A 24,831-nucleotide genomic window follows, 5' to 3' on the forward strand; every position below is an offset into this window, starting at 1 on the left:
ATGGAGAAAATCGGAATAATCGTCGACAACGACAGTCCGAAGAGTCTCGCGATGGCGATGAACCTCGGACACACGGCTATCGCATCTGACACCGAGGTCCTCGTCTACTTCACTTTCGACGGACTCACGCACCTCCTCGAAGGCGAGAAGGATATCTCAGAGATCGAACCGCTGCTCGAAGCAGGGATGCCTAATCCCTACGACCTGCTCGATGCGTTCGTCGCCGACGGCGGCAATCTCGTCACCACGGTCGCCTGCACGACGACGCTCGACATGCTCGAATGGGACCAGGAGTCGATCGACGACACCGTCACCACCAAATTTGCAGGCGCGGCCACGTTTCTCGAGGAAGTCGAGAATGCTGATCAGGTGTTCACCTTCTGACGATGAGTACGGATACATCACCGTCATCGAGTGAGGGCGCTCCCTCGCGCGCCGAACTCGCTGCTCGTATCGACGAGTTGGAGACACAGCTCGCCGCAGCGACAGACGACGGCCAGCCGAAAGTGTCGATCATCGCGACGAAGGGAACGCTCGACATGGCGTACCCGCCGCTCATCCTCGCGAGCACCGCCGCCGCGTTCGGCTACGAAGTGACGGTGTTCCACACGTTCTGGGGACTCGACATCCTCCACGAGGAGCGTTCGAAGAACCTGAAGCTGAGTTCGGTCGGCAACCCCAATATGCCTGTGCCGAACGCCGTCGCCGCGGTCCCCGGCATGGATCGCGTGACGACGAAGATAATGGAGAAGAAAATCGACGACAATGACACCGCTACCATCGAAGAACTCATCGAGACATCTCTCGATATGGGCGTCGAGTTCCAGGCGTGCCAGATGACCATCGACCTGATGGATTACGACGAGGACGACTTCTACGACGGCGTGAGGACGGGCGTGGGCGCCGCCACGGCGATTCAGGACATGGCCGACGCCGACATCCAACTTCTCATCTAACGCCCGCGTTTCTTCGCTCTCACCAGTAAACTCGTGGAACAGTCTATATCAATACGTTTAGCGGGACGTACGGCCTTCACCCTCGGAGCGTGACCCGAGGTACTCGGCCTGCTCCGCCTGTAGACCCGCCGGACGAATTCCGTCGGCAAAGAGGTGGACTCCGAATTGCTCAACCAATGCTCTGTACTATACATCTACCCGACAGCGCTGTTCAGTTCGTGGTGCGAACTAATCACCGAACAGTATATTAAATGAAGGTAATAGTCGCATCGTGCTGAATACAGGGCACGTACGGTCTCTCGTCCATGTTGTTACGTCAAGAGCGTACTCTTCAACTGTTGGAAAGCGTGGCCCCCGAGAGTTCTGGCGACGTGATCGCTTCTATCGTTATCAACAAGTCGAACTTCGACTTCGTGTGGCGATGTACCAAATCTACGAAATATTGATACTACGTGCGACTGGAGGACGACTCATGACTGAGCATAAACAGGGGAACCAACAACTCTGGAACGAGTGGAGCGAGGAGTTCCAGGCCATGTGGAACGCAAATCGGGGGAAGGAGAGCTTCCGCCAGCCCCGTCCCCGTTTGCGCCGGATGCCCCGGGAGGCCGCCACCCCGACATTCTCGCTTCTGTCGAGGGCAAGGACTACGTCGAACTGGGGTGCGGTGGGGGACAAGGTAGCGTCGGTACGGCCAAACTAGGAGCTGAGACCGTCGTTGGAGTCGATTTCTCTGGGGAGCAACTGCGGCACGCACGACGGTTACGGAACTTCTACGGCGTTGAAGCCCAGTTTGTCAAAGGTGACGTGACGAACCTTCCGCTCGCTGACGACGAGTTCGACGTAGCGTCCTCCGAGGCAGCTTTCCAGATGGTCGAACATCTCGACCAAGCGATCCTCGAAGCCCATCGCGTTCTGCGGGATGGCGGTGTCTTTGTACTCAGCGTGCCCCATCCCCTCTACAAGAATCTCGATAACGACACGGGGAGTATCGAGGGGAGCTATTTCGATACTAGCCCTCGGGAGATTACGATCGACGAGGACTACGAATCGAAGTTGACCGTCTTCGACCGAACGGTTGCCGACCTTCACAATGCTCTCGTCGACGCCGGGTTCGAGGTTCGACGGCTCATCGAACACAGGCGTCATGAGGTCAGGGAAAACGAACCGACGGAAAGCGACCTCCCCGAGATCCTGTGGAACGTGCCACAGAGTGTTCGATTCTGGACAGTCGCAAAGTAAGTCGGCGGTCGAGTAGGAACGAGCAATTGACGTTTGCTGAAAACACCCTCTGTATGTAGCACGCCTATTCTGGCAGGCTTCTGGCAACTCATCCGGAGCGTGCTGAATACAGGGCGCGTATTCAGCACTCGCCCTCCGTTTTATATCACGGTGTGTGTTACCTACTCACATGTCCAAATCGAATTCGACCGAGTCACCACTGGAGACGGCTGCGGGTGCTGCCGGGCCACGCGCGACCGAGGCGTTCGCCGCCTTGGGGAACGAGACCCGGCTGGCGATCTTGCTGGCCCTCTGGGAGGCATACGAACCGTTTGAAGCGGAGAACACCGTCACGTTCGCGGAGTTGCGCAAACGCGTCGGGATGCGCGATGGCTCGCAGTTCAACTACCATCTCACGCAACTCGTCGGGCACTTCGTCCGGCAGACCGACGACGGCTACGAACTCCGGCGTGCCGGCCACCGGCTCGTGCAATCGGTCATCGCGGGCGCGGGCCTCGACAACCCTGAACTCGCCCCGACCGAGGTCGACCGGGCCTGTCCCGTGTGTGGCGCGCCCACGGCGGTCACCTACCACGACGAGTGGCTCTTTCACGTCTGTACCGAGTGCGAAGGGCGATTCGGGAACCGCGATCAGTTTCCGGAGGGGACGCTCGCGGGGGCGAACCTCAATCCGGCTGTTGTGACTGACCGGGAGCCCGAAGAGCTACTCAATGCGGCCTTTGTCAGGGGAACGTGGGACTTGCAATCCGCGGTCGAAGGGGTGTGTACCGAGTGCTCGGGCCCGATGGAGGGGTGGCTGCACGTCTGTGACGACCACGGGGCCGAGGGGGTATGTCCAAATTGCGATCGGCGGTACGAGGTGATGGCTCGGTTTCGTTGTCCCGTCTGCAAGGCCTCTGGCGAGTATGTGCCATCGTGCTCGTGGCTGGTCATGCACCATCCCGCCGTAATCGCCTTCTACGCCGACCATGGGGTTCCCCTCCAGTACGACGATGACAGTGGGAGTTTCCAACCGCGATATCGAGACGTAGATCCCAGGGAGGACATTGACTTTGAACTCATCACGACAGACCCGCCCCGAGTTCGAGTTACGTTCCAGCATGAGGGTGCCGAATTGGAACTGACGCTCGACGAGAACGTGAACGTCGTCGACGTAACGAGAGAGGGAGGCCCGGTGTGAATCGCCTCGGGGCTTGACTCCCGAGGCATCCGTCTCGAACCGCCCCCATACATCCGGAAATCAGACCGATTGCACTGGGGTCAGAGTTCGTCGAGGGGGACACAACCGGGCATGTTGGCGAACCTGGAATTCGGCAGGCTGAACACGCCTTCCGGGTTCCTTTCGTGCACCCACACGTGCAAGTCCCAGATATGCATTCCCGTCCCGGGATCTTCGATGAGTATCCATCCGTCCTCCTCAGGTGTCCCTCGAAGCGTATCCCCCTCTAGTGGTTCGCTTTCGTCGTTGAAGAGATCAGGCTTGGGAACTTCGGGATCGTCGTTCTCGTCCAGTTCGGTAGGGAGGATGAACTCGGCGCCGCCGAGTTCGAGCTTCCCATTTTCGTCGACCATATAGAAGAGGGACTGTGGGTTTTCGGGGTCAAGTTCGCCTTTTTCCCAGAGGGCGGCATTGTCGAAGTGAAGACCCTCGCTACAAACGAGCGGAATCGGCGCACTGACGTACCCGGCTTCGGCCATGTTCTCCAATCGTTTGAATGGCTGCGTTGCCTCGCGAACGACATTCAGCTGATCGGTCAGCGTGATATCGTCCCAATCGGTCGATCGCGCTATGGCAGTTCCAGGTCCACCTCCGGCGGCAGCAATGGTCGCCGTAACGACGCCCGCCTTCAGAAGTCGACGACGGTTGACGTCGAGATGGTTCCCGTCCGTTGCCGTTCGGTCACTCTCCACTGGTTCTCCCGTTGTTGACGTTCGTTTCATGGTGTGTCGTGGGTGTTGTTCGGACGTGACTGCGTTGCCGACCACGTGGGTGGACGGCGGAGGGGTGACTCCACGAGGGAAATAGTGGCATGTCAACCCCTACCAAATCGATGTGGTGGGGTGCAATAAGTATTAGTTGAATTATATTTCATCAAGTGAGATGATACGTCGAAATCCATCGGCTGTACCGGTGTCCCGAAGGGACGTCCTTTGGAGTTGGCACGTTTGTCGTAGACCACTGTCTGTCCACGTGTGAAGATGTCGTTCGGGACCGATTGCTGCTGAACGTAGGTTCATCAGAATTGACTGGTGTGTATCACAACTATGGGGGCGCAATGCTCGCAGGATGCGATGACGAAATCGATGTTGGTGAAACGGCGACGACGATCCGGTCTCGCCGACGATATCGAGAGATGCCTCAACACCGGCCCGAAATCAACGGTGATGACGTTCTCCTCCTCGTATTCACGTCGAAGATTGTGGATTACTGGAAATCGGCTGCACAATAGCGCTGTCGGTTGTATCGTCTATTCGAGGTCTGAACCAAGTAGATCTCTGTATCGGACGAAGCCGACCATACATATGCCCCGCGAGTGACTAGTGACTCATGACCAAGGTGGGGGAGCACGAGTTCGTTGCGGACGACTGGGCGACCCTCCATCGTCTCCTGTACCGAGACGCGTGGGACGAAGAACTCGGACGCCATCGGTCGCCGTACGTGTTCCGCGGGATGACCGACAGCGACCACAACCTCGAGACGTCGCTTCACCGGTTCGTCGGCGAATCGGGCAGGTGGGATCTGGAGGTTCACCTGCTTCGTAACTTTCGGCAGTACGCGCGCCAGGAAATCGACCAGCCCGAGTCACCGTTCCACCTCATGGCGCTCGCCCAGCACCACGGGTTACCGACGCGTCTCCTCGATTGGACGTACTCCCCGGCAGTCGCTGCGTACTTTGCAACTGGTGGCTCGCCCGACGCTGACGGGTTGATTTGGGCGGTCGATTACGAGGCTGCCCACGAGCGCCTCCCCGACCACTTCCAAGAGTTTCTTGCCGAGCTAGGAACGGACATGTACAATGCGGCGATGCTCTACGACCTCATGAGGCTGGTGATCGAGCAGTCGGAGGAACAGGAAGGACAGCTGGCCGACCGTCAGACGCTTCCAATGCTTGACGTCAGAGACGTCCTCACGGAATTCTCGAAACAACGGGGGGATGACCATATCGTCTTCTTCCAGCCACCGTCGATCGACCAACGCATCGTCAATCAGGCGGCACTCTTCTCGAGTATGGCTAACCCACGGACCTCGATGGAGGAGTGGTTCGAACGACATCCGGACCTCTACTGGAAAATCATCATCCCAGCCAATCGCAAACAGGAGTTTCGCGACAAGCTAGACCAGGCGAACATCAACCACCGTACGCTGTTCCCTGGTCTCGACGGAATCGCGACGTGGCTGAAAGAGTACTACAAACCCTGTTGAGCACGGCGAACGCGGGGAGCAAGTAGCTGAAAAGTAATGGGCTGTGGCGGAGAACCCCGTCAGTACTCGGCGGCAACGTCGTCGAGTACGCGGTCGAATCGGTCGCGAACGTCTCCGGCGATGCCATCTAAGTCCGGGTTGTCGACGACGCCGAGCAACGTCTGCGGGTCGACGGCGCTGACGACCACGTCGCCGTCGTCAGCCTCGTAGACTACGACGTTGCATGGCAGGAGCGTCCCGAGGTCGCGTTCGGCGTCCAATCCCTGCTCTGCTAGTGGTGGGTTACACGCGCCGAGGATGCGATACTCCGGATATCCTTCGAGACCGAGTTTCTCCTCCAGTTTCGCCTGTAGATTGATGTCACTCAGGACGCCGACCCTTCCTCTTCCAGCGCCTCGATGACTGAATCGACGATATCCTGAAACGGCCCATCGACGCGGCGGGTCATTGTGTACTCCATAGCCACTCCCCCAGTTCGTCCGCCATTGGCATAGTGTTTGAGGCACAATCGCGGTCGCCGCTATCCCTTCATTATCGGGGACGGCGATACAGGTAAATCGCACCAAAACGGCATTCTCAGGCGGTGAGAATGAACGGCTCGATATAATCCGATAGTCGTCGTAGTAGCAGATAGAAGGGTGAACTCCACATGACTCTTGCCAGGCAACTCGAAACGAAAACCGTAGCGCTAGTCGCTACCGTGACGACGCTCGTCGCAACCGCGACCGGAACGGTCCTCGCCGACCCAATTGGCGGTGGACACATGTGGGGCGGAGGCCACATGTGGGGAAACGGCTGGATGGCCGGATCCGGATGGATGGGACTCTGGGGAGTCCTCTGGATGGTCATCCTCCTCGTCATCCCGCTCGCGCTCGTATACGTCCTGGTGAGTCGTCGTGGATCCGAGCGGGGGACCGACCCCGCGCTGGCGACGCTCCGAGAACGATACGCTCGTGGTGAAATCGACGACCAGGAGTTCGAAACACTCCGGGCAAAGCTTTCCCGTCACGGCGATGCCGGTCACTAGTACATCGTGAATCGGACGTTGTCGCTGGCGAGGTCGGCCACGTCCCGGCAGAGTCGGATGCACCGGGACATATCCACGCCCTCGTCGGGACACTTCTCCGCGCACCACTCGCAGTACATTATTTCTCGATTTTGCGCCGAATCCTGTGATATTCTCGCTTCGTATTGACGTTCTTGACCGAGGCATCAAGCGACACGTCCGACGGAGCGGCCGAAATTGGAACGGTCTCCAGCTCTGGCAGGGCGTCGTGGAGTGCTCGGAGGCTGGCGTCCGACCGAAGTTCACTGCGAACGTCGGCCACGGCGTCCTGTCGATAGAACGCGTGCAACGGTTCAGGCTCACCGTCCGAATGCACCGGGACGAGCGCATCCGGCGATGCACACGTTGTCGGGAGCCGGCTTGCGAGCCACCCTATCGCCTCAGCGGAGAGTCGTGGCATATCGCACCCAGTCAGGAACAACCACTGATCGTCGATAGCGGAGAGCGATCCGTACAGGCCCGAGAGTGGCCCCTGAAACGATGGCGTGTCGGACGTAAACACAAGGTCGTCCACCGAATCAAGTCCCGTCTCTACGGTGGCACGTTGGTCGGTAGTATCAACAGCGATTATCGGTGGGTTGTCCGTTACGCTGCTCACTGCTTGGACGACACGTTCGACAAACGTCGTCTCGTTCACGACCGCGATCGCCTTATTCGTCTCGCCGAAGCGTCGGCTGTGGCCGCCAGCGAGCACGACGCCGCTAAACGAGGGGTGACGGCTAAAATCTCTGGACACGGCTACTCAGGGATGAACTGCTTTGAGCGCCCACTTTTCGAGCCCTCGACGTTCAACCGTGAATTCGGGGAGTACTTCGGTCGGCTTTCCGTCCGTACCTGCAAGATTGGTCAGGAAATCGCCAACCTGTGTCGGATCGCGGTCGCTCACAAGGTAGAGTGATTCCCCGGAGTCGAGGCTCTCGAAGGTCTCGCGCACGCGATCTACGCGTTGTTGTGCCTCCAGTCCCCGGAGATCCACCGGGTTCTCGGGCAGTTCGAGGCGCTCGACGTTCTCCAGTCGGCCCATCACGGTGTCGGCCAGCGACGCGAACGAGTCGGGTGCGGTGCCGGGTTCGGGCGCGGCTTGCAGGTCCGTCGAGAACGGGAGGCGAGCCAGCACCTGCATGTCGAGGTCGTCTATCGGGGTCTCGCCGGGGAAGGTGTCGTGGTCGTGGCCGCACTCCTCGCAGACGAACCGGTCCATGTTGACTACCGTGCCGAGGACGGGAACGCCGTTCTCGTCGAACAGCCTGCGACTCCGACGGGTGTCCTCGATGCTGGTGTGGAACGGTGTCGTGACGAAGACGGCCCCGTCGATGGGCACCTCCTGCAGCGTCGTGAGTGCCACGTCGCTGGTACCGGGCGGCAGGTCGATGACCAGCACGTCGGGGGCGTCCCACGCCGCGTCGGCGAACAGGTCCGAGAGCGCGTCGTGAGCCATCGCGCCCCGCCACGCCAGCGGGCCGCCGTCGGTCATCAGGCCGACGCTCAGCACTTCGAGGTCGGAGTTTCCGACCGTCTCCGGGATAGGCCGCCCCTCGTCGTCGGACATGATGGGCCCCTCGACGCCGAGCAGGGAGGGTACGTTCGGCCCGAAGATGTCGGCGTCAAACAGCGCCACGTCTCGATCGGCCGCCAGCGCGCAAGCCAACTGAGTGGCGACAGTGGACTTGCCGACCCCGCCCTTGGTGGACGCGACTGCGACGACCGAATCTATCTCGGCGATGGACACTCGGCCCTCGGTGTCGGCAGTAGCAGGTTCGACGTGTGCGCTCTCGACGCCCGCCACGTCCCGGACCGCGCTCAACATCGTCTCCATGACCTCGGTGCTGGTCCGAGGGTCGAACTGGGTCAAATCGACCTCGACGGTGACCGCCTCCTCCTCGACTTCGATGTCTGCGACCAGTCCGGCTTCGAACACGTTCATCTCGGTCCGGGAGTCCCTGACCGACCGGAGCGTCGCTTCCACGTCTTCCCGAAGTTGGTGTTCCGTAGACATAGCTTACAAGTTCGGCTGTCGGTTCAGCAGGTCTTCGCCGGGCAGAAGGGTGTCGCCCTCGGCCATCGCGCCGGTGAACCGTCGCCGGAAGCGGTCCGGGTCTACCGACCGAGCGTGTCGCGCAGTCAGTGCCACGATATCGCTGTCGTCGCTGATCGCCATCCCCTCTAGCGTCCGCCGCGCCCGGTCGTCGTCGATGCCGCCGAGGACGTGGGCGGCCCACTCACGGACGCGCTCACTCGGGTCGGTTGCCATCTCGATGGCGTCGTCCAGCACGTCCTCCCCCCGGAGTTTGAACAGCGAGATGAGGGCGTTCCGGCGACTTGCGTGATGATCGTCCGACAGCGCCTCGTCCATCCGGTCAGCGTACGCCTCGCGGTCGATGCGGTCAAGCGCCACCACGGCCTCGGCCCGGACCCACGGGTCGTCGTCGTCGCGCGAGACGGCCAGCGCCACGTCGCCCGCGCCCTCGGCCCGGAGTTTGGCGAGCGATTCGACCGCGAACTGGCGCACGTCGGCGTCGTCGTCGCCGAGCGCGACCGACGACAGGGCAGCCACGACCGCCTCGGAGCCGTCGGTCTCGGCCAGCGCCAGCGTGGCCCGACGTCGATCCTTCCGGGACCCCTCCGCGAGGTCATCGAGCAACTCGCGCGCCGAGTCATCGGCCACCGGGTCAGTGTCGCCAGCGGTCAGTTCGTCGGGAGCTACCTCGCCGAGGGTCACGTCTCGGCTCACCTCGATGTCGGCGAGACTGTCGAGGGTGTGGCCGACCCCCGGACTGCTCGTCGGATCGAGTTGCGGGTCAGGGTCCTCCTCGACTTCCGCGTACTCGGGTTCGTCGTCGTACGGGTCGCTCGTGCATCTGCAGTCACCGCCACAGCCGCAGTCCTGCGGCGCGTCATCTCGGTTCGCGTCGTGGTCGTGCTGATGGTCGAAATCTCGTCCACAGCCAGTGTCGTGGTTCTGTCCGTGGTCGGGGTTCTTGTCGTGTTCGTGGCTCACGTAGAATCACCTCGCTGGTCGGGAATCGGCGCGAGAACGAACGCTACCGCGAGTGCCGCGCCGAGCGCTCGCGGAATCGAAGAGGGAACACCAGCAGTCAGGAGCAGGAGACCGGTCGCCGCGGGGGCGATTCGCCGGTTCGTCGCGCCCGTGGCTACCGTCGTCGCCAGTCCGCCCACGGCCACCGCGAGCAGGAGCGCCGATGCGCTGACGACGCTTCCCGCGACGAGGACGACTGCGCCCGAGACGAACGGCGCGGCCCCGGTCAGGTGAAAGGTCACACCGGCAACGAGTCCACCGACCGCGAACGCGCCCATTCGCGGCCGGAACGCCAGCGGTGTCGCTGCCATGCCCACCAGCGCGAGCGTCGTCCCGGCGGTCCGGAACGCCGCCGGACGGACGCCGACCGCGCCGAACACCGAGAGCGTCAACCCTCCGAGAAGTGCCACGGCGACGACTCCGACGCGAATCTGGCGACGAGTCGGCGACCGGGAGACGACGGCGGACCCGGCGAGCGTCAGCCAGCCACCGACGACGACCGCCCCGACCGCTGGGAGGGCGACCGCGGGCGTGACCGCTGACAGGAGACCAAACACACCGACGAGTATCAGCCCGATTTGGGAACACGACTCGTCGGCGGTCACGCCGAGCGCGAGCGCCGCAGTCGCGGGACCGACGACCGCCGCACTCGCGGCCGCGTCGAACCACGCGCCGGACGCCACGCTCGGCAGAGTGACAGGTGCGTTTAGCGCGACTCGGGTCGCGGCCAGCGTGCCGAGTCCGACCAGCGCCACGAGCGCCACCACGAGTCGGACGCGCCGGGTCCAGGACTCGGTGACGACCGCGACCGTGAGCGAGCGCGCTCGCCGGCGGACCACCGCGGTGCGCTCTATGAGTGCAGTCGCCTGCTCGCTCGCGCGTTCGCGGACCCGCCCGGCCAATTGGCTCATCTCAGTCGCCCTCCAGTCGGTCGGCGAGTTCCGCCCGGTCCGCGGCGGTGAACTCGTCGAGGACCCGTGCGAACCGGGCATACGCGCCAGGGTTCGGTTCGTCGTCGAGCGCATCGACGACGCCCTCCACGAGGAGGCGAAGGTGGCGGTCGAGGAGGTCGAGTCGCGCTCGTGCGGCGTCCAGTTCCTCCTCGATAGCTTCGCGCCGGGCCAGATAGCCCGCGAACTCCAGTTGGAGACCGAGGTAGTCGTGGTGTTCCCGGTCCGAGGCGGCGGGTCGGACCCCGTAGTAGTCGTAGGCCCGCGCGAGGTCGAGGTTCACGTCGGTCCACGACGCCTCGGGCCGATAGGCCGACTCGTAGAGCGGGACCGGCGGTTCGTCGGTCGAGAGGGTACCGTCGGTCCGGTCCTCGTACTCGGAGTAGCCGATGACGAAGAGGTCGTTGTACCGGGCGCAGAGCGTGTCGTAGTCGTCCTCGCTGCCGACCTCCTCGGTGGACACGTCGAGTGGCGTCCGGGCGAACAGGGCCGTCAGTTCGTCGCGCAGGTCGCCCCCAGCGAGCGCGTCGTAGATCCCATCGTCCGGGTGTTCGAAGGCGCTGGCGAGTAGGGCATACACCGTTCCGCGGGCCGTGGCGTCCGGGTCGAGTTCGTCGCGGTCCAGCGGCGGGTCCTCGTGGTCAGCAGTGGTGTCGCCGTTCATCACCTGTCACCCCGCTTGACTGCGACGGCGGTGACGGCGATCACGACAGTGATGGCCACCCCCGCGATGAGCCACAGGACGGTCTGGTAGGGCGGTCCCTGCGGCCCCGGACCGAACGGGAAGGTGTACCACTCGCTGACCGCCTTCCGGCCTGCTCGCTCGGCGTTCGACCCGTTCCAGACCGCGAACGAGACGGGCACGTCCTGGTCCATCTGTATCGAGGCACGGTCGGGAGCCTCGACGGTCAGGTTCCGCGAGAACACGACGTACCACCGACCATCGCTGTACGTCGCGTTGGTTGTGATGGCCGTCTGGTTGAACGGCGTAGTGGTCCCCGGTCCGGCGGCTAGCAGTTCTTGACTGTCCATCGCGCCGTTCCACCACCAGACGTTCACTATCGACTGGGGACTCCCCATGGCGATGCCGGGTTGCTGGCTGACGTTTGCCGGGAACTGGACCGCGACCCCGTCGCCGAAGGAGTTGACTCTGGGCGCGTCGTACTGCGAGGCCGTGACGTTGCCGTCCTTGGTTCCGTCGGCCCACGACACCCGGAGGAACAGCCGTTGCTGGCTGTGGGCCGCCTCGATGTTCGCCCGGTCGACGGACGTCTGGTTGGCGTTGGGCACCTGGCTCGGCGCGCTCGACAGCGGGACCGTGACCGTCGAGGCGTTGTTCCACGCCGGAGCCGTCGGGTTCGAGAGTGCCCCGACCTCCGACTGGGAGGCTACCATGACCGGAATCTGGTTGGCTGGCGCTCCCGCGACCAGTATCGGAAGCGCCGCCGCCGCGAGCACGAGCGTTCCGGCAATCAGTAGTTCCCGCGCCGTCGCCGCGAACTCCCCTCTCACTGGTCGAACACCTCCAGCCGATACTGCTGTGCCGGGTTGTTGGTCGTGAGGATGTCCATGAGTTCGCTTTCGTCGCCGCCCTGGACCCGCGTGCGGTGGCGTTCGATGGTGTCCAGTGCGGCGTGAACTTGCTCGCCGAACAGTTCTTCGAGGAGAGGCCGCGGAATGCGCTCGGCGTCGACGCTCTCACCGGTCTTCTCGTCGTGCTGTGGTGGGGCGAACGGCGGGATGTAGTAGACGTTCGGTTGCGTGTGGTAGTCGGGGTGGAGTCGGAGCGCCACCTCGTACTCGTTGACGAGCTTGTGAATCGGTCCCTGCTCGTCGTCGAGGTAGCCGACCAGCCGGAGTTGCGGCGGACACTCCGTCGCGCACGCCGGCGGCACCGCGTCGCCGTCGTTGAGGTTGAAGTTGCCGTCGCCCGACCCCTCGCCCTCGATGCGGGGGTAACAGAAGATGCACTTCTCCGAGCGCTTGCGCATGACGTTGTAGTAGACCTTGTTGTACGGACAGCCCTCGACGCAGTAGCGGTAGCCGCGACATCGCTCCTGGTCGACGAGCACGATGCCGTCCTCCTCGCGCTTGTAGATGGCCTTCCGGGGACAGGCCTCTGCGCACGACGGGTGGGTGCAGTGGTTGCAGATGCGCGGGAGGTAGAAGTAGTAGGAGTTGGGGTACTCCCCCGCACCCTGGTCCTCGTCCCAGTTGGGTCCCCACTCGGGGTCGTTTCCCTCCGGACGGAGCGGCGCGTCGCTCCCGTCGTACATGACTTCGGTGTGGTTGAAATCCCACGCTCGGCCGTAATCCTCCTGAGACGGGAGGCTGCCGTCACCCTCCTGATACTCACCGTGACCGTCGTTTTCGGCCTGTTCGGCCGAGGCGTAGCCGCCAGTGTCGTCCTCCCAGCCGCGTGGATACCCCTGGCCTGGTTGGGTCTCGACGTTGTTCCAGTACATGTACTCGCGGCCGCCGGTGTCGGTCCAGAGCTTCTTGCACGCGATGGTGCAGGTCTGGCACCCTATGCATTTGTTCAGGTCCATCACCATCGCTACCTGGTGGTTGATTCCGTCCGCGACGTCGATTTGCTGGCCGGACTCGGTCGTGGTCGTCTCGTTCCCTTGATCCTGAGAACTCATTCGGAGTCACCTCCGGCGGCGTCGTCGGGCGGATGGCCCGGGATCGCCTCGACGTCCATCGAGCTTTCGTCCGTCGTGGCGTTCGTCGTCTCTGTCGTCGTTCCTTCGTCCGTCGCTTCGGTCGTCGTCCCGGTCGCGGTGTCGGTTCCCGCGTCGCCCGAGGTGTCCTCTACCAGTTCCACCTCGACCTGCACGTCGCTGTTCACGCCCGTCGGCCCCCAGTAGTTGGGGACGAACTCGAGATGCTCGCCGCTGTCCGCAGGATACTGCACGAGCTGGGTCGGCTTCATGTACATCCCGACGAGCGTATTGAAGTTCCCCCGACTCGGGAACTGGAACCGCTCCCACGCGAAGTAGAGCTTCGCCACGCCAGGTTGGGCGCTTGGATATATCTTGACGCTGACCTCGATCTCGTCGAGGTCGTTGTACACTCGGACGGTGTCGCCGTCCTCGATGCCTCGTTCTTCGGCGTCGTCGGGGTGCAAGTAGACGATCGGCTCGCCCCGTTGCAGCCGGAGCATGTGCTCGTTGTCCCGCCACGTCGAGTGGATTGACCACCGGCCGTGCGGCGTGTTGTACTGAAGCGGGTACTTCTGCTTGGACTGGAGCACTTCGGGCTCCTTGAACGTTGGCACCTGCTCGCCGAGGTCGAGGAACCAGTCGTGGTCGATGTAGTACTGCTGTCGCCCGGTGAACGTCGGCCACGGGTTCTTCTGCTGGACGTAGCGTTTCCACGGGGTGTACGGCTTGCCCTCCTCCAGCGGCGAGGTCCAGTGGTCGCCCGACGCCTCGAACCGCCGCGGCTGTTCGACCGTGTCGTCGAACGTGATGCGGCCGTCCTGGTTCTCCGGGTTGGTCTCCTCGGAGTGTTCGAGGATGAACTCGGCGGCGGCCTTGTCTTCTTTCAGCGCGCCCGGTGCGTCGTCCAGCCAGTCCCGGACGTAATCGTCGTGGACGGTCGTGAGGTCGATGTCGCGGTCGAACTGGCGGTCCTGAACCGGGTCCAGGTTCCGCTCGTTGGCGATTTCTTGGACCTTCTGGGCCAGCAGGCGGAATATCTCCCAATCGGTCTTGGACTCACCCAGCGGCTCGATGGCGGGCGTGAACGGATGGACGTAGCTGTGCATGTCGGTCATGTTCAGGTCGTGCTTCTCGTAGTGGCTCGCGGCCGGGAGCACGATGTCGCTGTACAGCGCCGTCGAGTCCATCCGGAAGTTGATGTCCACGACGAGGTCAAGTTTCGGCCAGAGGACGTTCTCGATGGCGACGCCGCCTTTCGACTGGTTGAAGTAGTTGCCCCGCCAGCAGAAGAAGACGCTCGGGTCCGGTCGCTCGCCGCTCTCGCGCTCCTTCGGGTAGACGGGCATCCATCCGTTGTCGATGGACTTCTGAATCCGCCGGCGCGTGTCGGGGTCGATGTTCCCGAGGATGTCGCCGTGGTAGTAGGTCCACAGCGTCGTCGGTACCCCGCGGACGTTCCCAGTCGGGAAGGATAGCTGTTGCCAACCGCGATGAGTCCAGATTTTCTCCTGGCCGACGTAGTGGTCGAAGCCGGTTCCCTGTCGGCCGATGTGGCCCGTGAGCGTGACGAGCAACTGGATGGCCCGATTGCCGAGGTCGTTGTGGTACCAGTCGTTGACGCCCTTCCCGTGGATTATCTTGCCCTTGTCCACGTTGGCGAACTCGCGGGCGATCTGCTGGTGGGTCTCCGCTCCGACGCGGGTGAGTTCGTTGACGCGCTCGGGGGTGTACTTCGACAGTTCGTCGGTAACGTGCGACCAGACGGTCCGGACGGGCACGCTCCCAGCACTCTGTACGTTCACCTGGCGATTGACGTTCAGTTGCGGGTCGAAGTTCAGGGCGATGCTGGCGTTCTCGTCGTGCTTGCCGTCGCGGTTGCCCAGCGATCCCGGTGCGTTCCGGAGGTTGCCCTGTTGGTCCACCATCACGAACACTTTCCCGGCGTCGCCATCCGTGGAGAGGTTCGGCACGTCGGCGACCCGGAGGAACTTCCCGGTGTCCTCGCGGACGAGTAGTGGCATGTCGGACTGCTCTTTGACGTGGCGTTGGTCGTAGAGGTTCTCGTCCACGATGGTCCGGGCCATACCGAGTGCGACCGCCGCGTCGCTCCCGGCCTTCGGCGAGAGCCACTCGTCGCAGTGGATGGCGGTCTGGGAGTAGTCGGTGAAGATGCCGACCCGCTTGGCCCCCTTGTACGCGGCTTCGAGGAAGAACTTCGCGTCCGGGATGCGCGTGACGTTGATGTTCGACCCCCACGCGATGATGTAGTCGGCGTTGTACCAGTCGGCGCTCTCGGCGTTGTCAGTCTGGGTCCCCCACGTGATGGGTTCGCCCGGCGGGAGGTCCGAGTACCAGTCGTAGAAACTGTGGCTCACGCCGCCGAGGAGGTTGACGAACCGCGACCCCGAGGCGAACGAGACGGGACTCATCGCCGGAATCGGGGTGAACCCCGAGATAGCGTCGTAGTTGGCCTGCTGGACCTCCTCGATGACCTTCTCCGCGATTTCGGTCAAGGCTTGGTCCCACGAGATGCGCTTCCACTTGCCCTCGCCGCGCTGGCCGACGCGCTCGAGCGGGTATTTGATTCGCTGTTCGGCGTTGACGTAGTCGGTGTAGCACGCGCCCTTCTGACAGCCACGGGGGTTCGAGGAGGGGAGTTCGTCGTTGATCGCGGGGTAGTCGCTGGCCTGCTCCTCGCGCCAGACCTGCCCGTTCTTGACGTAGACGTTCCACGAACAGGATCCCGTGCAGTTGACGCCGTGCGTGCTCCGCGCCACCGAGTCCCAGTCCCACTTCTGGCGGTAGAAGTCCTCCCAGTCCCGATAGGGGTAGTTGCCGATGTAGTCCGCACCGTCCACGCTTTCGATGCCGGATAACTGGGTGAGTTCGTCGGCGACGATGCTCTCCGACAGGCCCAGGGCGGTCGAGAGACCGATGCCTTTCAGGAAGTCGCGACGACCGACACCACTGCTTGATTCACCTGCGCTCTCTGCGTTCGATTGATTGTCGCTCATTGTCGTTTCTCGATAAATACTGTCGTTAGTCCGAGCGTTGTCCCACTGAGTCCGAGCAACAGTCCCGTCGTCGTCGCGCCGCCGACTTCGAGTCCGGCGGCGACAAGCGCGAGGCCCACGATTTTCGTCGCGTAGTCGAGCAGCCGGTAGGTCCGACTGGCTACGGTCACGCGGTGGTCAGTCATCCGGACCACCTCCGCGAGCGTCGTCCGACCGTCCTCTTTGAGGACTGGCCGTCTCCTCGTCGACAGGCGGGTCGTCGGCCGCAACCGACGACCCACCGTCCGCGGCGGCCTCCTCGCGACCGGGGGGCGCTGCGGAATCGCTCCCGCGGAGGACGACGTACGTGATTCCGCCGGCAACGAGGGGGTAGAGCAACACGCTCGCGATCAGAATCGCGTTGATAGTACCGGTCGGGGTGTGGACCACCTCTGCGAGGATGTTGTTCATCCCTGCGAGGGATGCGACCATGATGAACGTCACTCCCGCGACGCCGACAGCGGTCTGCCACGGCCTGCGCATGGGGTCCACCGTGAAGTGGGTTGGCTCCTCGCGGTAGTCGATGAACGGCCACAGGAACATCGCCCCGAACACGATGCCCGGCAGGACGATACCGCTGAGGAACTCCGTCGAAACGTGTATGTCGGTGAACGGCACCGTGAAACTCGTCCACGACGGCATCAGCTTCAGGAAACCGAACACCCACATCAGGAACCAGTCGGGCATGATGAGACCGGGCGTCGAGGCCGGGTCGTTCGGACCGTACTCCGCGACGTTGTGGACCGGCAGGAACCCCGCGAGCAGGGAGACCGACGCCAGCGTCAGGAAGAAGACCACGACGCTGACCGCGGTCTGATTTGGGAACGCAGGGAGACCGACGACATAGGTGTCGTCTCCTCGGTCGATGGTGAGTTCCCCGGCTACGTCGCCGCTCCGGGGGGCCTCAGTGTGCTTCTGGCGTATCAGTATCGCCATGTGGACGCCAATGAGACCCATGATAGCGACCGGAATGGCGAAGACGTGCAGGAAGTAGAACCGCGGTACTGTCGCGCTGGAGGGATACTGGCCCCCGAAGACGATTTTCGACAGCACGTCTCCGAACACCGGCACCGACTTGGCGATGCTGTAGCCGATGCCGGTCGCGGTGCTGGCGAACTCGTCGAACGGGAGCGAGTAGCCCGTGTACGCCGCAAAGATGGCCAGCACGGCGAGGAGTCCGCCGACGATCCAGTTCAGCTCTCGAGGGTTGCGGTACGCTCCGGTGAAGAACACCCGGAGCAGGTGGAGGCCGATGGACGCTACGAAGAAGTGGGCGGCCCAGTGGTGCATCCGCCGGAGAAACATCCCGTAGGGGATGTCGTAGGTGATGTGGAGGACGCTCACGAACGCCGCCGGGAGGTCTTGGCCCTGATACTGGGCGACGCTCCCCTCGTAGGTGACTTCGGTGGTGCTCGGTTCGAAGAAGAATCCGAGGAACACGCCCGTCAGCACCAGCACGAAGAACGTGAACAGCGCCACCTCGCCGAGGAGGAACGAATCCTCGGCCGGGAACGCCTTGCCGAGGAACTCGCTGCCGTCGTCGAGATCGAAGCGCCCGTCGAGCCAACCGTAGATGCGGTCCCACATCTGCTCTCACTCCTGTACCCCGACGGGACCCTCGAAGTCCCCGGTGGCGACGAGGTAGCCGTCGCTCGACAGCGTGATAGGCAGTTGCGGGAGCGGTCGCGGCGGCGGTCCGCCGACGACCGTTGCGCCCTGCACGGGGTTGAACTTCCCGAAGTGGCAGGGACACACCATCGTCTGGTCTTCGCGGTTCGACACCATGCAACCGGCGTGCGTGCAGACCTTCGAGTACGCGGCGTAGCCCGCGACCGTGAACTCCAGTTTCGTCGGTTCGCTGTACTCCTCTTCGGGATATCGAACCAGCAACGTCGGCGAGTCTTCGAGGCCGGGTCGAGGTTCGGGGAAGACAGTCATCATGCCTGCCATCTCCAGTTGGTTCTCGCCAATCCGGTCGCCGTCGGCGTCCACCAGCGGCACACCATCTGAGTAGATGGGACCCGTGTACTCGCGCTCGAACACGCGGGTCAGTCCCGCGAGCGGTGCCGCGAGACTCCCCACGGCAGCCAGACCACCCATCGTGGCCAGTATCTTGGCCACGTCCCGCCGGTCAAATCGTCCCTCCTCGGCGTCGCCGGTCGGTTCGGTCCCGCCGTCGGGCTTGCGGTCCGGCGAGGACTGGCGGTTCTCACCGGGCCGTCCGCCGTCCACACGAGCGCACGGACAGTTCTCACACGGATTAACTCGTGGATTGTCAGTTGCTGGTCGTTCCGGGTTGCTCGGGTCGCTCCTGCCGTCCATTATCAGTGCCCCCGTTTCTCTGCGACTTCGACGTGCGGCATGAACCACGCGTAGTACGCGACGGTCAGCGCCGCCAGCGAGAGGAAGAGTCCGGCGGCGTAGAGTCCGAAGTACTGCGTCCGGGCGAGCGTCAGGTACTCGCCCGTGAACAGCGCCGAGAACACGATGGCGAGGACTGTCAAACCGGCCATGACGACGATGCCCTCAGTCGACCCCGCTGCGTCGTGGTACTCGACCAACCATCGCTCGTCGGTACTCAACCACGAGAAGGGACTGCCCCCTCCGTCGATTCTCCCGTCCCGTGGTGTCGTCCTTCGTTCGGCGTCGTTCCCCTCCTCGCCCGAGATTCCACCGTCGGATACGATGACTTCGGCGTCGGCGTCCGACGGCCTGACGGCGCTGTTCATGAACCGGTGTGCACCGACGAGGGCGCCGTAGAGGCCGAACAGTGCGACCCATACGACGACCCCGACCTGACTCGGCGAGAGCTTGTTCGGCGCGTCCACCGGGCCGCCGAGCGGCCGAATCTCGCTGACGCTCGGGTCTATCTGTATCTCCTCGCTCGACGGCTCCCCCTGCAGCGCGACGTACCACATCGGAAGCAGTACCAGCGCGACGAGGACGCCGACGATGAGTGTCTCCCGTCTCACCGCTGGACCGTCCTCTGGATAGTATAGGTCACTTGCTCCCCCCGTGCTCGTTTGCCGTCTCCACCGAACGAACTGTAGGAGAAACACTATAGACGCGATTAGGCTCTATTCCTCTAAATGAAGGTCTTTTAAATGCGGACGACGTACTAATCAGTTGAGATAACTACTTATGAGCGTCGGCGAAGTCGATTGAGGCATGGTGGGGGAGACGGTGTACGTGGAGTTGAAGATCAGCAACCCGAGCACCTGTCAGGTCGCCGCCGCATCCGAACCGAACGCGACCGTGACCCGCGTGTCGCGAACTATGCTCCCGAACGACGATGGCCACGTAACCGAGGAGTTGGAGGTGGAACAGTCGTCCGGCGACGAAGTCGCGGCCGCGCCGGTCCACCGATCTAACGGCGTGTTCCGTCTCCAGCGGCCGGTCGGACAGGGATGTGCCTGCGAACTCGTCGAGCGATACGACTGTCCGGTCCGGAGCATCCACGCCGACGATGGGGAACTGTCGCTGTCGTTCTACGCTGAGGAGCTCAGGACGGTACGCCAGGTCGTCACAGACCTCAAGGAGTCCTGCGACGGCGTCCATATTCAGCGGCTCTACCACGCGGACGAAGGGGAGACACGCGACCTCGTCTACGTCGACCGCGACCAGTTCACCGACCGCCAGCGAGAGGTGCTCCGGACCGCCCACAAGATGGGCTATTTCGCCTACCCGAAGGAAGCCAACGCGTGCGAGGTCGCCGCCGCACTGGGAATCACCTCGACCACGTTCGCTGAACACCTTTCGAACGCCCAGGCGAAGCTCCTCGACCACTTGCTCGACCAGTAGTGAACTGTCTCGGAGGCACGCCCAGAGGCACTGGGCCTGCTCCGCCTGTGGACGACAAATGTCGTACTCCACTGCTTTGGATTCCACGGTCTTCAGGCCGCGGAGGTGGTCGCTGGATGAAGCGGCCTCTCACTCACTTCCGGCGGAGAAACCAGTACTCCCCGGCTAGTCATCCATTTGCTCGCAGATTCGTCTTTTCGATCATCAAACCGCCGCCGCTCACTCCAACTGTGTCAGGTCCCTGCGCCGTTCACGGTGCATGATATCGCCCGCGACTCGCCGGAGTTTGGCAACGAGCTCCGCCTCGGTGTCGTACGTTGCAACCCGCAGATCCCACCGCACCTTCGCCGACCGGATCATCGCACTCGTCACGTCGTCTTCATGCACGAATACCAATCGCTCGCCGTGCGTGTCAGCAAGGTTCTCTAGCACGCTACCGGCTTCCTCCCCCACGCCGAAGTTATGACCGAGAAACGGAACTACGAACGCGGTCGCGTTGCTGCACCGCGCGCACCTGATACTCTGGGTCACTGCGTCCACCTCGTCCGTATCGATGCCGACATCGAGGGCGAGAAACGCGTTCACACCGGGATCCGCCCGGAGTTGCCCCTGCACCCGGCGCAAGAGTGCCTGCGCCGCGTCGATCTCCTCCTTGTTCCGGAAGAGTTGGCGCAGCGGGCCGGGGAGGTCGTCGACGTCGATCTCGCGGCGTTCGTCTTCGCTGAGAATGTAGTTGAGGTTGAACGACTTGTACGGCCCCATTAGATAGAAGAAAAACCGGTCGTATTTGACCTCGCCGAGCCGTTTGGCGAGGACGTCACGCGTGATCTCGACGCCCATGTCCCATCCTGCCTATATAAGAGGCGCTGTTTTCGAGACTTTTCGGCTTGACAACGACTAAGAGTTCACAGTCCGTACGTCGACACACGATGGCGACCGATCACTCTCGGCCGGGCGGTGGAGACCTTCCAGAGGACCCAGCAGACTTGCTGCCGGACGACAGCGTGCTTAGTCTCGACGAGTACCTCGCGATGCACGCCGCCGTCGGCCACCGCACCCGCTACGAGATTCTCTACCGGCTCGTCCACGGCGGCGATATGAGTCCCAAAGAACTCGAGGATGCACTCGATGTCGACGACAGCACGCTCCACTATCATCTCAACGAGCTCGTCGACGTCGGCCTCGTCGAGAAGCGCCAGCGGACCGACCGGGGCCAAGATGGACTATACACGTATTATCGGGCGACCGTGTTCGGGGAGGTCACGCTTACCGACGGTGTCGACGAGTTGATTCGCGGCGAACAGGACTTCGAAGCATTGTACGACAGCACGGCCGACAGTTGATATCCCCGCTTTCGCGTTCTCGGAGGCGACGCAGGCTCGCAGCGTCTCCATGTCGTGAATCGTCGCGATTCCGGCGTTGATGAGTCGCTTGTTCGGTGGATCAAGGCGCTTTGCTGGCGAACGTTCTTCGCGTCTGTTTCGTGCTCTTCTGTGTCGCTCATTGAGGATCGCCTCTACCTTGCTGAGGCGACAACAGACCACACCGGCTCCCTGTTCGTCGTCCTCCCTCGGTTGAACCTGGCGAGTGTCTTCGGCGTGGTTAGCTCCGATTCTTACGAACCCGACTGTGATGACATCCCCAAAGCTTTTATTTTTATGACATGAGTGGGTGCTATGGATATTGCAATCCTCTCTGACACGCACATCCCTGACCAAGCAGACCAAATCCCCGACCAGTTCCGTGAGCACGTCACAGCGGCAGATCACGTCATTCACGCTGGCGATTTCGGCTCAAAAGAGGCGTTTGCAGACATCCGAGACCTCGCCGCCAATCTGACTGCAGTTTACGGGAACGCCGACCCAACCGATATCGACCTCCCGTCGGTGGCGTCGGTCACGGCCCGTGGTGTAACGTTCGTCGTTTCCCACGGGATGATCAACTTCGTCGAGCGGGCAGTTTCCAGTTCAGAAGGCGTTGTCTTTGACCGCAACGACTGGCTAGACGCGGTCGCCGACACGGCACGGGCACGAGCTGACACGGACGAACCCCTTATCGGCGTCGGTGGGCACAGTCACGAACTCGAAGACGAAACGCACGACGGTGTTCGCGTCCTCAATCCAGGGAGTGCTACCGGCGTCGGTCCAGCCGACGGGACGGCAACGATGATGATCGCTGAAGTGGCTGACTGTGAGACTACCGTCACTGTCCACGAGGCGTAGGAGATTCGCACCACGAACGTATCGTAGCCAACTCTCGGTGGAGACAGGGCGTCTGTCTATCAAAGATTCTTTCGCAGACAGGTTGCCGAGTTCGGACACAGGTCCGTGAACTCGGCCGTTTTTTGGATGCTCGATGGGACGTCCTCCCGAACGACCTCTTCGTATCCACGCCGTCGGAAAAACGCTGCCGCGGTCGTGGTCAGCAAGTAGAGCGTCTCTACCTCGTTGGTTCGTGCATACTCTTCCAGCGCGTCACACAACGCCGTTCCGTAGCCTTGGCCACGATTCGATTCCGTAACGACGACCGACCGAAGGAGCCCGTTCGATCCGTATCTTTCGACGCCTCCGACACCGATGCACTCCGTGTCAGAGTAGACGACGAAGAAACACTCCGGCTTCGCTCGCACGTCCTCGAACGGAAGACCGTTCGCTTCCAACAGGGCTTCGACGCGGTCTACGTCGTCTTCGTCCGCCTTTTGGAGGGTTATCGAAGAGTCGGTCATGCGGTCTCGGTGAGGTCCTGTAGCGGGGATCGGTTGCTGTGACTACGCCGACCGGGAAGCGGCTCCAACTGTTCGAAACGCCGGTCAGTTCGCTTCATCAATGGGAATCTGAGTGACCGTAATCTGGGCCTTTCCGCCCAGGTCGAACGTGAACCCCTGGCAGTCGTAGAAGCAGCGGGTCAGTCTGTAGGCACGTCGCCCGCCGACGAGCAGGCCGACGACGGCCGCAAGGGTCACGGAGCCAACCAGCGGTTGGCTGACGACCCACAATAGCAGGGGAATCGCAGCTACCATGGCGTAGCTCACGAGGACGTTTCGCCAAGTGGGTGTCTCGATCAGCGGACGATCTCGTGGATCAAGCGGTGGCCTGTGCATCGTTACGTTATCGAGTTTACTGGTGTCTGTCGTGGCTGTACCACTCGAAACGGTCGGCAGCACGTTCTCGCCCGCGACGACTGCGATTGTACGAATCGGTTCTCATGTTACGGTTAGGGCTCCGTCGCTGGTTTCTCTCCTTCTATCGTCGCCGCGACGATGTAGTCGCTCAGATCGCGCTCGCTATCCCAGTCACGGATGAACTCTTCGCTGTCCGCTTTCGGCTCGACGGAAACGTCCGTAAATCCGGCTTCGGTCAGCATCGCTTCGAGCGCGGAAATCGTTGCTGCACCGCCGACGCAGGCAGCCACCGACGTCGGATCAGCCTGAAGGTCGGTCGGTAGCTCGGTGGTCAGGACCACGTCTGAGATAGCGAGGCGTCCGCCCGGTCGGAGGACGCGATACGCCTCGCGGAACACTCGAGGTTTGTCCGGCGACAGATTGACGACGCAGTTCGAAAGAACTACGTCCACCGACTCGTCGGCGACCGGAAGGTGTTCGATTTCACCGAGTCGGAACTCCACGTTCGTCGCATCGTTCGCCTCGACGTTCTCGCGGGCCTTTTCGATCATCTCGGGCGTCATATCTACGCCGATGACGTGACCGGCCGTTCCGACTTCGCGAGCCGCGAGGAAGCAATCGAATCCGCCACCGGAGCCGAGGTCGAGGACGGTGTCTCCCTCCGCGAGGCTGGTGATTGCGGTCGGATTGCCGCAGCCGAGACCCAGATTAGCGCTCCCGTCGACGGCGCCGAGGTCGTCGTCCGAATAGCCGAGTTCCCGTAATTGGTCGGTGGACGCTTCGTTACAGGAGTTATCGTCGCCGCAACAGGATGACGACTCCGTGGCTATGCGAGTGTATCGTTCGCGCACGGCGGAGCGCTGTTCTGCGGAGTCGAGACGCCCCTCGTCCGCATCGTCTGTGGAAGTGTTATCGGTCATCGTCGAGCGACCTCCCGTCGTCGAGGACGCGGAGGAGTCGTTCTGCGCTCGGCGTCGCGGTGTAATACCGCCATCGCCCCTCTTTCCGCCGTTCGACCAGTCCAGCGCTGAAGAGCCGTGAGAGCGCCTGACTGACTGCTCCCTGGCTCACCCCGAGCGTGGGCTCTAACTCGCAGACGCAGACGTCGTCGTCGGCCTCGGCGATGAGGCGAAGCGCTTCGTACCGGGTATCGTTACCGAGGGTCGCGAGGGTCTCCACGTCGGCGGCTACCTCCGATTCCGTCAGGGAATGGGAGTGGCTGACCGAACAACAGTCGGTTGTCTGCTGGCTTTGCGCGTCGGATGGCTGGCCGTCTGTCTTCTGCCCACTCATTTTAGCACATCCTAATATTAGGCTTTGCTAATATAAGCGTTCTGGTCATATTTCGAACAGGGGAGAGAAGACACCAAGTACCGGTGAAGTTGTACTCGTCCAAGTCACACTCCCAACGAAGTCGCGCCGATTCGCCGAGTTCCCGCCCCTCAGGGAGGGGGGTTCTCCTCGCAGTTACGTAGCGATACCGCGGACCGGTCGCTTCGACAATCGAGACGTTGC

The 24,831-nt window shown here is 62.5% G+C and carries 26 protein-coding genes and 4 pseudogenes; 9 read left to right on the plus strand and 21 right to left on the minus strand.

Features of this window, described 5'->3' with window-relative positions; translation table 11 throughout:
- From ACRYA2_RS15795 to ACRYA2_RS15810, 4 genes and pseudogenes are all read left to right on the plus strand, one after another.
- The gene (locus ACRYA2_RS15795; RefSeq protein ID WP_433630094.1) at nt 1-384 is read left to right on the plus strand and encodes a DsrE family protein; all 384 of its coding nucleotides are present in this window, start codon (nt 1-3) and stop codon (nt 382-384) included.
- A gap of 2 nt (nt 385-386) precedes the next feature.
- A complete protein-coding gene (locus ACRYA2_RS15800) occupies nt 387-956 on the plus strand; it encodes a DsrE/DsrF/DrsH-like family protein (protein ID WP_433630097.1) in 570 nt (189 codons plus the stop codon).
- Between the two features lie 472 nt (nt 957-1,428).
- Nucleotides 1,429-2,198, plus strand: a pseudogene (locus ACRYA2_RS15805) (class I SAM-dependent methyltransferase).
- A gap of 169 nt (nt 2,199-2,367) precedes the next feature.
- The gene (locus ACRYA2_RS15810) at nt 2,368-3,378 is read left to right on the plus strand and encodes an ArsR/SmtB family transcription factor (protein ID WP_433630100.1); all 1,011 of its coding nucleotides are present in this window, start codon (nt 2,368-2,370) and stop codon (nt 3,376-3,378) included.
- Between the two features lie 80 nt (nt 3,379-3,458).
- Here ACRYA2_RS15810 and ACRYA2_RS15815 read toward each other — a convergent pair whose 3' ends face one another.
- Complete coding sequence (locus ACRYA2_RS15815) at nt 3,459-4,109, minus strand: hypothetical protein (RefSeq protein WP_433630103.1); 651 nt, start codon at nt 4,107-4,109, stop codon at nt 3,459-3,461.
- Nucleotides 4,110-4,746: 637 nt separating this feature from the next.
- Here ACRYA2_RS15815 and ACRYA2_RS15820 point away from each other — a divergent pair.
- Complete coding sequence (locus ACRYA2_RS15820; protein ID WP_433630105.1) at nt 4,747-5,622, plus strand: FRG domain-containing protein; 876 nt, start codon at nt 4,747-4,749, stop codon at nt 5,620-5,622.
- A gap of 59 nt (nt 5,623-5,681) precedes the next feature.
- On the opposite strand, the pseudogene ACRYA2_RS15825 reads toward ACRYA2_RS15820, so the two are convergent.
- Nucleotides 5,682-6,082 (minus strand): annotated as a pseudogene (locus tag ACRYA2_RS15825) (DUF302 domain-containing protein).
- Nucleotides 6,083-6,271: 189 nt separating this feature from the next.
- Here ACRYA2_RS15825 and ACRYA2_RS15830 point away from each other — a divergent pair.
- Nucleotides 6,272-6,649: an SHOCT domain-containing protein gene (locus tag ACRYA2_RS15830; protein ID WP_433630108.1), complete on the plus strand. Its 378-nt coding sequence runs from the start codon at nt 6,272-6,274 to the stop codon at nt 6,647-6,649.
- A gap of 8 nt (nt 6,650-6,657) precedes the next feature.
- Here ACRYA2_RS15830 and ACRYA2_RS15835 read toward each other — a convergent pair.
- From ACRYA2_RS15835 to ACRYA2_RS15895, 13 genes and pseudogenes are all read right to left on the minus strand, one after another.
- Nucleotides 6,658-6,768, minus strand: a pseudogene (locus ACRYA2_RS15835) (four-helix bundle copper-binding protein); the annotation flags it as partial.
- Nucleotides 6,768-7,382: a molybdenum cofactor guanylyltransferase gene (locus tag ACRYA2_RS15840; RefSeq protein WP_433630111.1), complete on the minus strand. Its 615-nt coding sequence runs from the start codon at nt 7,380-7,382 to the stop codon at nt 6,768-6,770. The gene ACRYA2_RS15840 and the pseudogene ACRYA2_RS15835, both read right to left, overlap by 1 nt.
- Before the next feature lie 48 nt (nt 7,383-7,430).
- A complete protein-coding gene (locus ACRYA2_RS15845) occupies nt 7,431-8,684 on the minus strand; it encodes a P-loop NTPase (RefSeq protein ID WP_433630114.1) in 1,254 nt (417 codons plus the stop codon).
- A gap of 3 nt (nt 8,685-8,687) precedes the next feature.
- Complete coding sequence (locus ACRYA2_RS15850) at nt 8,688-9,686, minus strand: HEAT repeat domain-containing protein (RefSeq protein WP_433630117.1); 999 nt, start codon at nt 9,684-9,686, stop codon at nt 8,688-8,690.
- Nucleotides 9,683-10,636 carry a DUF8068 family protein gene (locus ACRYA2_RS15855; RefSeq protein WP_433630120.1) on the minus strand — a complete coding sequence of 318 codons (954 nt, stop codon included), beginning with the start codon at nt 10,634-10,636 and terminating at the stop codon, nt 9,683-9,685. Before ACRYA2_RS15855 ends, ACRYA2_RS15850 begins: the two co-directional genes overlap by 4 nt.
- Nucleotide 10,637: 1 nt before the next feature.
- The gene (locus tag ACRYA2_RS15860; RefSeq protein ID WP_433630122.1) at nt 10,638-11,339 is read right to left on the minus strand and encodes a molecular chaperone TorD family protein; all 702 of its coding nucleotides are present in this window, start codon (nt 11,337-11,339) and stop codon (nt 10,638-10,640) included.
- Nucleotides 11,339-12,187, minus strand: coding sequence for an ethylbenzene dehydrogenase-related protein (locus ACRYA2_RS15865; RefSeq protein WP_433630130.1), 849 nt, complete (start codon nt 12,185-12,187; stop codon nt 11,339-11,341). Before ACRYA2_RS15865 ends, ACRYA2_RS15860 begins: the two co-directional genes overlap by 1 nt.
- On the minus strand, nt 12,184-13,320 hold the full coding sequence (gene narH / locus ACRYA2_RS15870) for a nitrate reductase subunit beta (protein ID WP_433630155.1): 1,137 nt from the start codon (nt 13,318-13,320) through the stop codon (nt 12,184-12,186). The genes ACRYA2_RS15865 and narH overlap by 4 nt, the downstream gene beginning before the upstream one ends.
- Nucleotides 13,317-16,355, minus strand: a complete 3,039-nt coding sequence (narG, locus tag ACRYA2_RS15875; RefSeq protein WP_433630158.1) for a nitrate reductase subunit alpha — start codon at nt 16,353-16,355, stop codon at nt 13,317-13,319. Before narG ends, narH begins: the two co-directional genes overlap by 4 nt.
- Nucleotides 16,352-16,540 (minus strand): DUF8120 family protein, encoded by a 189-nt coding sequence (locus ACRYA2_RS15880; protein WP_433630161.1) that lies wholly within the window; start codon nt 16,538-16,540, stop codon nt 16,352-16,354. Before ACRYA2_RS15880 ends, narG begins: the two co-directional genes overlap by 4 nt.
- Nucleotides 16,533-17,981, minus strand: a complete 1,449-nt coding sequence (locus tag ACRYA2_RS15885) for a cytochrome b (RefSeq protein ID WP_433630164.1) — start codon at nt 17,979-17,981, stop codon at nt 16,533-16,535. Before ACRYA2_RS15885 ends, ACRYA2_RS15880 begins: the two co-directional genes overlap by 8 nt.
- 6 nt (nt 17,982-17,987) lie before the next feature.
- Nucleotides 17,988-18,716 (minus strand): QcrA and Rieske domain-containing protein, encoded by a 729-nt coding sequence (locus ACRYA2_RS15890; RefSeq protein WP_433630167.1) that lies wholly within the window; start codon nt 18,714-18,716, stop codon nt 17,988-17,990.
- Nucleotides 18,717-18,718: 2 nt separating this feature from the next.
- Nucleotides 18,719-19,366 carry a hypothetical protein gene (locus ACRYA2_RS15895; protein WP_433630170.1) on the minus strand — a complete coding sequence of 216 codons (648 nt, stop codon included), beginning with the start codon at nt 19,364-19,366 and terminating at the stop codon, nt 18,719-18,721.
- A gap of 196 nt (nt 19,367-19,562) precedes the next feature.
- Here ACRYA2_RS15895 and ACRYA2_RS15900 point away from each other — a divergent pair, with 196 nt between their 5' ends.
- Nucleotides 19,563-20,195, plus strand: a complete 633-nt coding sequence (locus ACRYA2_RS15900; RefSeq protein WP_433630173.1) for a helix-turn-helix domain-containing protein — start codon at nt 19,563-19,565, stop codon at nt 20,193-20,195.
- Nucleotides 20,196-20,414: 219 nt separating this feature from the next.
- Here ACRYA2_RS15900 and ACRYA2_RS15905 read toward each other — a convergent pair whose 3' ends face one another.
- A complete protein-coding gene (locus ACRYA2_RS15905) occupies nt 20,415-21,035 on the minus strand; it encodes a DUF7509 family protein (protein ID WP_433630175.1) in 621 nt (206 codons plus the stop codon).
- An 89-nt stretch (nt 21,036-21,124) separates the two neighbouring features.
- Here ACRYA2_RS15905 and ACRYA2_RS15910 point away from each other — a divergent pair, with 89 nt between their 5' ends.
- Nucleotides 21,125-21,538 carry an ArsR/SmtB family transcription factor gene (locus ACRYA2_RS15910; protein ID WP_433630178.1) on the plus strand — a complete coding sequence of 138 codons (414 nt, stop codon included), beginning with the start codon at nt 21,125-21,127 and terminating at the stop codon, nt 21,536-21,538.
- A 12-nt stretch (nt 21,539-21,550) separates the two neighbouring features.
- On the opposite strand, the pseudogene ACRYA2_RS26660 reads toward ACRYA2_RS15910, so the two are convergent.
- Nucleotides 21,551-21,699, minus strand: a pseudogene (locus tag ACRYA2_RS26660) (DUF8129 domain-containing protein); the annotation flags it as partial.
- Nucleotides 21,700-21,871: 172 nt separating this feature from the next.
- On the opposite strand from ACRYA2_RS26660, the gene ACRYA2_RS15915 reads away from it, so the two are divergent.
- The gene (locus ACRYA2_RS15915; protein WP_433630181.1) at nt 21,872-22,417 is read left to right on the plus strand and encodes a metallophosphoesterase family protein; all 546 of its coding nucleotides are present in this window, start codon (nt 21,872-21,874) and stop codon (nt 22,415-22,417) included.
- A gap of 59 nt (nt 22,418-22,476) precedes the next feature.
- Here the strand turns inward: ACRYA2_RS15915 and arsN2 are convergent, their stop codons facing one another.
- The 4 genes from arsN2 to ACRYA2_RS15935 form a co-directional block, all read right to left on the minus strand.
- Nucleotides 22,477-22,920: an arsenic resistance N-acetyltransferase ArsN2 gene (arsN2, locus tag ACRYA2_RS15920; protein ID WP_433630184.1), complete on the minus strand. Its 444-nt coding sequence runs from the start codon at nt 22,918-22,920 to the stop codon at nt 22,477-22,479.
- Between the two features lie 84 nt (nt 22,921-23,004).
- Entirely contained in the window at nt 23,005-23,214 is a 210-nt protein-coding gene (locus ACRYA2_RS15925; RefSeq protein ID WP_433630187.1) for a hypothetical protein, read from the minus strand.
- Nucleotides 23,215-23,408: 194 nt separating this feature from the next.
- The gene (locus tag ACRYA2_RS15930) at nt 23,409-24,236 is read right to left on the minus strand and encodes an arsenite methyltransferase (protein WP_433630190.1); all 828 of its coding nucleotides are present in this window, start codon (nt 24,234-24,236) and stop codon (nt 23,409-23,411) included.
- On the minus strand, nt 24,226-24,609 hold the full coding sequence (locus tag ACRYA2_RS15935; protein ID WP_433630192.1) for an ArsR/SmtB family transcription factor: 384 nt from the start codon (nt 24,607-24,609) through the stop codon (nt 24,226-24,228). The genes ACRYA2_RS15930 and ACRYA2_RS15935 overlap by 11 nt, the downstream gene beginning before the upstream one ends.
- Nucleotides 24,610-24,831: the final 222 nt, after the last annotated feature.

This window comes from Halomicrococcus pelagicus (assembly GCF_050954125.1).

Coding starts and splice junctions, on each gene's coding strand:
- ACRYA2_RS15795 (WP_433630094.1), top strand. CDS start 1: ATGGAGAAAATCGGAATAATCGTCGACAACGACAGTCCGAAGAGTCTC.
- ACRYA2_RS15800 (WP_433630097.1), top strand. CDS start 387: ATGAGTACGGATACATCACCGTCATCGAGTGAGGGCGCTCCCTCGCGC.
- ACRYA2_RS15810 (WP_433630100.1), top strand. CDS start 2,368: ATGTCCAAATCGAATTCGACCGAGTCACCACTGGAGACGGCTGCGGGT.
- ACRYA2_RS15820 (WP_433630105.1), top strand. CDS start 4,747: ATGACCAAGGTGGGGGAGCACGAGTTCGTTGCGGACGACTGGGCGACC.
- ACRYA2_RS15830 (WP_433630108.1), top strand. CDS start 6,272: ATGACTCTTGCCAGGCAACTCGAAACGAAAACCGTAGCGCTAGTCGCT.
- ACRYA2_RS15845 (WP_433630114.1), bottom strand. CDS start 8,684: ATGTCTACGGAACACCAACTTCGGGAAGACGTGGAAGCGACGCTCCGG.
- ACRYA2_RS15855 (WP_433630120.1), bottom strand. CDS start 10,636: ATGAGCCAATTGGCCGGGCGGGTCCGCGAACGCGCGAGCGAGCAGGCG.
- ACRYA2_RS15860 (WP_433630122.1), bottom strand. CDS start 11,339: ATGAACGGCGACACCACTGCTGACCACGAGGACCCGCCGCTGGACCGC.
- narH (WP_433630155.1), bottom strand. CDS start 13,320: ATGAGTTCTCAGGATCAAGGGAACGAGACGACCACGACCGAGTCCGGC.
- narG (WP_433630158.1), bottom strand. CDS start 16,355: ATGAGCGACAATCAATCGAACGCAGAGAGCGCAGGTGAATCAAGCAGT.
- ACRYA2_RS15880 (WP_433630161.1), bottom strand. CDS start 16,540: ATGACTGACCACCGCGTGACCGTAGCCAGTCGGACCTACCGGCTGCTC.
- ACRYA2_RS15885 (WP_433630164.1), bottom strand. CDS start 17,981: ATGTGGGACCGCATCTACGGTTGGCTCGACGGGCGCTTCGATCTCGAC.
- ACRYA2_RS15890 (WP_433630167.1), bottom strand. CDS start 18,716: ATGGACGGCAGGAGCGACCCGAGCAACCCGGAACGACCAGCAACTGAC.
- ACRYA2_RS15900 (WP_433630173.1), top strand. CDS start 19,563: ATGGTGGGGGAGACGGTGTACGTGGAGTTGAAGATCAGCAACCCGAGC.
- ACRYA2_RS15905 (WP_433630175.1), bottom strand. CDS start 21,035: ATGGGCGTCGAGATCACGCGTGACGTCCTCGCCAAACGGCTCGGCGAG.
- ACRYA2_RS15910 (WP_433630178.1), top strand. CDS start 21,125: ATGGCGACCGATCACTCTCGGCCGGGCGGTGGAGACCTTCCAGAGGAC.
- ACRYA2_RS15915 (WP_433630181.1), top strand. CDS start 21,872: ATGGATATTGCAATCCTCTCTGACACGCACATCCCTGACCAAGCAGAC.
- arsN2 (WP_433630184.1), bottom strand. CDS start 22,920: ATGACCGACTCTTCGATAACCCTCCAAAAGGCGGACGAAGACGACGTA.
- ACRYA2_RS15925 (WP_433630187.1), bottom strand. CDS start 23,214: ATGGTAGCTGCGATTCCCCTGCTATTGTGGGTCGTCAGCCAACCGCTG.
- ACRYA2_RS15930 (WP_433630190.1), bottom strand. CDS start 24,236: ATGACCGATAACACTTCCACAGACGATGCGGACGAGGGGCGTCTCGAC.
- ACRYA2_RS15935 (WP_433630192.1), bottom strand. CDS start 24,609: ATGAGTGGGCAGAAGACAGACGGCCAGCCATCCGACGCGCAAAGCCAG.